Source organism: Corallococcus sp. CA053C (genome assembly GCF_003611675.1).
Taxonomy (GTDB): Bacteria; Myxococcota; Myxococcia; order Myxococcales; family Myxococcaceae; genus Corallococcus.
The window spans coordinates 1-5,158 of sequence record NZ_RAWA01000551.1 but is presented as its reverse complement, the minus strand read 5'-3'; the positions used below and the strand labels follow the sequence as shown (position 1 = coordinate 5,158).

Here is a 5,158-nt window from a genome sequence, read left to right as displayed (position 1 = left end):
CCTCTGCCCCCCGCTGCTCGCGCTCACCGGCCCCTCCCTGGACGGCTGGGGATGGCCTGCTGATACGGTCCGGGACGCATGCACTTTCATACCGTTCGTGGTTGGTATCTGGGGCTCTTGCTGACCCTGTCCGCGCCCCTGGACTCCGCGGCGGAAGCGCCGCCGCAAGGCGTGGTCCTCGCCGCCGAGCCCAGCACCTTCGCGGAGGCGAAGACGCTTCCTGACAAGCTCACCGGGTCCGCTGCCTGCGACCTGGGGCTGGGCAAGACCCCCGACATCACCGTCTTCCAGTCCGTGGACGTGAGGCAGGCCATTCCGGACTTCTGCCGGCCCGCCGAGGCGGTCATCACCCAGAAGCTGTCCCTGCCAGATGGCTCACACGTCGAACGCAGCTTTCGCATCGTGGATGACGCTCCTGGCACCCAACTGCCACCGCCTCCCCCGCGCCCCCGCATCCGCGTCCGCTGCCAGGCGCGGCGGCTGGAGCTGTCCGTGGAAGGCGTGCCCGAGGCCCCTCCGCTGACGCTGGAGCCCATCGGTATCGGCGTCAGCTCCGCCTCCTTGAAGTTTCGGGTGTCCCGGGACAGCGAAGCCCGCCTCCTGCCCCTGCTGGTCCGCGACGACGCCGGGGCCCGCAGGGCGCTGGAGGAATGGGACTTCCTGGTCGGCAAGGGCGTTCCCTCCCGCATGTACGTTCGCGACGCGAACCTGCCGGAGGCGGACAGCGTCGCGGGGCTGGCCGCCGCGTTCGAGCGCGCCCGGAATCGCGTCGCCCTGGCCGCGGGCGACGACCCGGAACAGGACTCCCCCCGCGACGTCCTGGCTCCGGACCTGGAGGGAGACCGCCCGCCGTTGAAGACAGGCGATCCCGAAACCATCGGCGAGGTCCAGCCGCCCGAGTCGGACTCGACAGCGGACTCGGACCTGTTCTGGCGCCAGGGACGGTTGTGCGTGGTGCAGCAGGACACCGGCAAGCGGATGCGCTGCTACGACCCCGCGGCGCGGCGCTGGGGGAAGGCCGTGGCCATGGACCGGAGCGCCCTGACTGCCTGGAGCCCTCGCATGGGTCGCTGCGGCATCCCCCTGGGGACCCGGAACGTCCGTCCTCCCGAAAGCTTCCGGCCTGAATTGCGCCTGTCTCCCCGGGCCGTCCTGCTCTGGAACAGGTGGGCCCACGAGGCCCGTGTCATGGAGCTCCCCGAAGGGGGTGGCCCGCCGCGCCTGCGCGCGCCGGAAGCGGAGGAGCTGAAGAAGGCGATGCTCGCGTCCACCGGCTCCCGGCTCCTCAACGAAGGCCGGTTCATCCTGGACGAGGACCGCAAGCAGTTCTGCTCCGTGCGCAGGCCCCTGGGGTGCTGGTCCCTCCCATGGGACGGTCGGCCCGAGGATGAGGGTGGCAACTCGCTGTCGGAGGCCCGGGTGTCCCCGGACGGCCGGTGGATCGCCTACCTGCGCGGTCCCGCTCCGAGCAAGGTGGACTCGGATGACCGCATGCTGGGGTTGGTCGTGCGCTCCCTGGAGTTCGGTCCGTACGTCGCGCCCCGCGAGCCCGTTTCGACGGCACCGCGCCTCGTGCGGACGGACGTCGTGATGGAGAAGCCAGCCTGGGGGGGACCCGTGCTGAAGTGGAACGACGACGACCGCCTCGCCCGCGCGCGGATCGCCTGCGACCTGGGCCAGGATCCACGCATCCCCTTCGAACTGGAGACGACACTCACCGTCTCGCCGTACAACCCCCTCGACCCCGCGGACGCCTGCCACAGCGGCTGGGTGAAACTGCGTCAGGAATTGACCGCACCCGGGGGCTTGAAATTCGTTCGCCGCGCCTCCGCCGTCACCGGGGACAGCCGGTCATCGGAAGGCGATGTGAAGGTGCGTTGCCAGCCGGGCCGCTTGTCGCTGTGGGTCGAGGGCGTGCCCGGCTTCCCGGCGTTGTCGCTGACCGCGAACATGGGGGCGTTCGGCGCGGTGCGCTGGGACCTGGCGCCGGAGACCGAAACCCGGCTCCAGGCGCTGCTCGCCCGCGACGACGCGCCCGCCCTGGATGCCCTGGACGCCTTCGCGCGGCTGGTGAAGCTGAATGATGACGCGCGCGTCGTCTCGTACGGGATGAAGCCGGATGAGGACGGGCATGTCTCCCGCATGGGCTGTCTCGCCACGGCGCTGGAGGCCATCTCCGCCCGGCGGGCGCTCGCGGACGGGGCCCACCCGGAGCTGCATGTCTCGTTGAAGACCGACGGAGTCTGCGCCGAGCGCTACGGCATGCGCGCCCTCCAGCAGCGGCTCCAGGCCGCCACGCTTCCGCTGCGCGTCGGGGCGGTGAAGGGCAAGGCGGAGGTCATCGGCCCGGTGCGGTCCGTTCCCCGCATCCCCCCGGAGCGCCAGCCTCAGTTGTACTGGGGGGATGGCACCCTGTGCATGGCCCAGCAGGATGGGACAAACCAGATGCGCTGCTACGACCCGGCGGTGCGCAAGTGGGGCCCCGCGGTCGCCGAGCAGGACCGCCCGTTCCCGCGAGAGGACCTGCTCCTGAAGTCGCAGTATGACTCGGGCTCGTGCTACCCGGTGGGAGGCCGCTCCATTCCCATTTCGGATGAGGTGCGCGACGTCCTGCCGCTGTCGCCGCGGGCCTCGCTGTTCGCGGACACCTCGCGAGGCGCCCTGTCCCCGGAGTTCAAGGTCATCGAAGTCCCCGAGGACGCGGGCCCCGTGCGCACGCGTGCACCCACCGTGGAGGAGCTGGCGCTCGCGGCGCGGGCCGGCGGAGGCTCCGCCTCCCTGGGGGAGGGCAGGTTCCTGCTGCACGTCCCGAAGAACGAACGCTCGCCGTGGCTGTGCACGGCGGTGCGCCCGTGGATGTGCTGGAAGCTGCCCCTGGAGTCCGAGGCCTATTCCGTGCGCGCCACCATGGCGTCGCCCGATGGCCGCTGGCTGTCCTATGTGCGGATCGCCCGGGAGAAACCCTACCCCGAGGAGCTCGTCGTGCTGCCGCTCACGCCCATCCCTTGAGCATCTCCCACGGCCCTCGGCTCGCGACGGCCTCCGCGGCCGACGGGACCTGGCACGTGTCCCCCACGGTCTTCCAGAGCCAGGCGTTCACGTCGACGCGCGGGTCGCCCGGCTTGCGTCCCAGGTCGCTGCCGTCCCAGGCCAGGTGTTGATCATTCGGATGGCCCAGGTCGCTGAGTGTGCCCAGCTGTTGGACGTGCCGTCTCTTGCACCGGCACGAGGGCCGCCAAAGCCAGACTGCTGGCAGTCAGGGCCCCACCCTTCAGCGCCGCGCTCGGCCGCGCGGCGCTCTGCCGCGCCGCGCTCGGCAGCGGTGGGTCCGTTCACCTGCCGCAGGGGCCCCGCCCCCTCTGGACGGACCTCTCCAAGGGGCGCTCTTGTCCCTCCGCTCACGAGCGGGACTCCACAATGGGCGTCTATCGGTCCTATGCTCGTCGAAGCCGCGCCTACAATAAGGACGAGGAACTACGTGACCCGAGTGTATGTGGACACAAACATCTTCATGGACTTCTATCAGTCAGCGAATGATCGACTTGGCGTCTTCGAAGAACTACGCGGGCGCGCGGACAAGCTGATCACAACAGAGCAGACCATCGCTGAGTTTGAGCGCAATCGTGCGCAGCGTCTCTCCTCGTTGATCGACACCTTTGGCAAGAGTATCAAAATTCAGCCGCACACCACTTCCGTCATCAAGGCTTTGGAGGAATGGCCGCTCTTAATCAAGAAGCGCGATGAGTTTCAGAACCATGCGGCATCTATTCAATCGCGCCTAGCATCCTTTCTTGCCGATCCCAGTGCAGATCCCGTGTACACGAAGTTCCTTGACTTGGTGAAAACAGAGGGAGTGCAGACAATCTCGACCACGGATGTGCTCATCACACGCGCGCATCGACGCAAGCTCCTAGGAAACCCACCAAGTTCGCCAGACAAACACACCATCGGCGATGAACTGATCTGGGAGAGCCTGATGGAAGGTTGTGGCGAAGACCTCATCATCGTGTCTCGCGACGGTACGTTTACAGCGCATGAGGCGTTCCTTCGGGACGAGTACGCCAAGCGGACAGGAAAGAAACTGCTCGGCGTCGTCAAGACACTAGCGCTCGCCCTTGAACTCATTGGCGCCGGCTCGGAACTAATCGAAGAGGAAGAGTACGAACTACCAGGAATTGAGGACGACGACTTCGAGAGTTCATGGGACACTGACGCTCGCCAATCACTTGAAGCAGCATACGAGGGCGTAGAGTTCGACTTCGAGAAGCACGAGATGTATGTGGCAGGCGACAGTGATAACGATTTTGGCATGCGCACGATTTGCTCACTCGATGAGTTCAACGAGTGGGCGAGCGAGCAAGCGTTCTCGGGCTATAACAGCTCTGCGCCGCGCGATTCGGGTGAATGGGCGGTCGAGTTCGACGACTGGAAATGGATCGAGAATGCACAGCTATACTTTGAGGAGGAACTGCAGAAGCTGGGGTGGACGTGAGAATGTTTGCGCCAAACGTGCTGCACTGCGACAGCGGTCTTGCACCTACCCAGCGGATGGAGCCCGAAGACTTCGCGTAGAGCGCGGTCGCAGCGAAGCGTCGGAGCGGAATCCTGTTCAATGAAGGGCCGGGCCTGCCCAGGGGGACTCCGGATCGCGGCGCAGCACGAAGAAGTACGGCGCCGCCATGCCTCGCGCGTCCATCGCTCCGAGCAGCGTGTCCTCGTCGACCTTGCGGAACACGTCGTGGGTCGGCCAGTCGTCGTAGATCATCGTCGCGCTGAGCTGTCCCCGGTACTCCGTCATGCGCAGCCGCGCCTTGAACTTCCCGGTCTCCACCTCCGTCCGGTGTGGCCCCACGGGCCCCCGGATCGTCGGTGACGGCCACTTGCGCGGATCCACCGGGAACACCGACGCGCGGTCGGTCCTCCGTGAAGAACAGCAGGTGATGGACGCTCTCCGCGTCGATGAACTGCTTTCCGTACCAGCCTGTCGCGCTGAGCATCCCATCCATCGGGTGCTCCGTCCGGAGTTCACTGCCCTTCCACGTGCCGCGCATGAACGCGAGTTCCACTGTAGGCAGGCTGTGTGGACGTGCCGCCTCTTGCACCGGCACGACTGCCGCCGCAGCCAGACTTCTGGCAGTCAGGCCCCCCCCCTCAGCCC

Annotated in this window: 3 protein-coding genes and 1 pseudogene; 2 read left to right on the top strand and 2 right to left on the bottom strand. The window is 67.2% G+C overall.

Annotated features, from left to right (window positions below; genetic code table 11):
• The first annotated feature begins 78 nt into the window (after positions 1-78).
• Entirely contained in the window at positions 79-3,009 is a 2,931-nt protein-coding gene (locus D7V97_RS39685) for a hypothetical protein (RefSeq protein ID WP_158623553.1), read from the top strand.
• On the top strand, positions 2,921-4,492 hold the full coding sequence (locus D7V97_RS39680; RefSeq protein WP_368669005.1) for a PIN domain-containing protein: 1,572 nt from the start codon (positions 2,921-2,923) through the stop codon (positions 4,490-4,492). The genes D7V97_RS39685 and D7V97_RS39680 overlap by 89 nt, the downstream gene beginning before the upstream one ends.
• Positions 4,493-4,609: 117 nt before the next feature.
• Here the strand turns inward: D7V97_RS39680 and D7V97_RS46310 are convergent, their stop codons facing one another.
• Positions 4,610-4,852: a DUF4334 domain-containing protein gene (locus D7V97_RS46310; RefSeq protein ID WP_233583532.1), complete on the bottom strand. Its 243-nt coding sequence runs from the start codon at positions 4,850-4,852 to the stop codon at positions 4,610-4,612.
• 124 nt (positions 4,853-4,976) lie between these two features.
• A pseudogene (locus tag D7V97_RS46305) lies at positions 4,977-5,051 on the bottom strand (GXWXG domain-containing protein); the annotation flags it as partial.
• Positions 5,052-5,158: the final 107 nt, after the last annotated feature.

Coding starts and splice junctions, on each gene's coding strand:
- D7V97_RS39685 (WP_158623553.1), top strand. CDS start 79: ATGCACTTTCATACCGTTCGTGGTTGGTATCTGGGGCTCTTGCTGACC.
- D7V97_RS39680 (WP_368669005.1), top strand. CDS start 2,921: ATGGCCGCTGGCTGTCCTATGTGCGGATCGCCCGGGAGAAACCCTACC.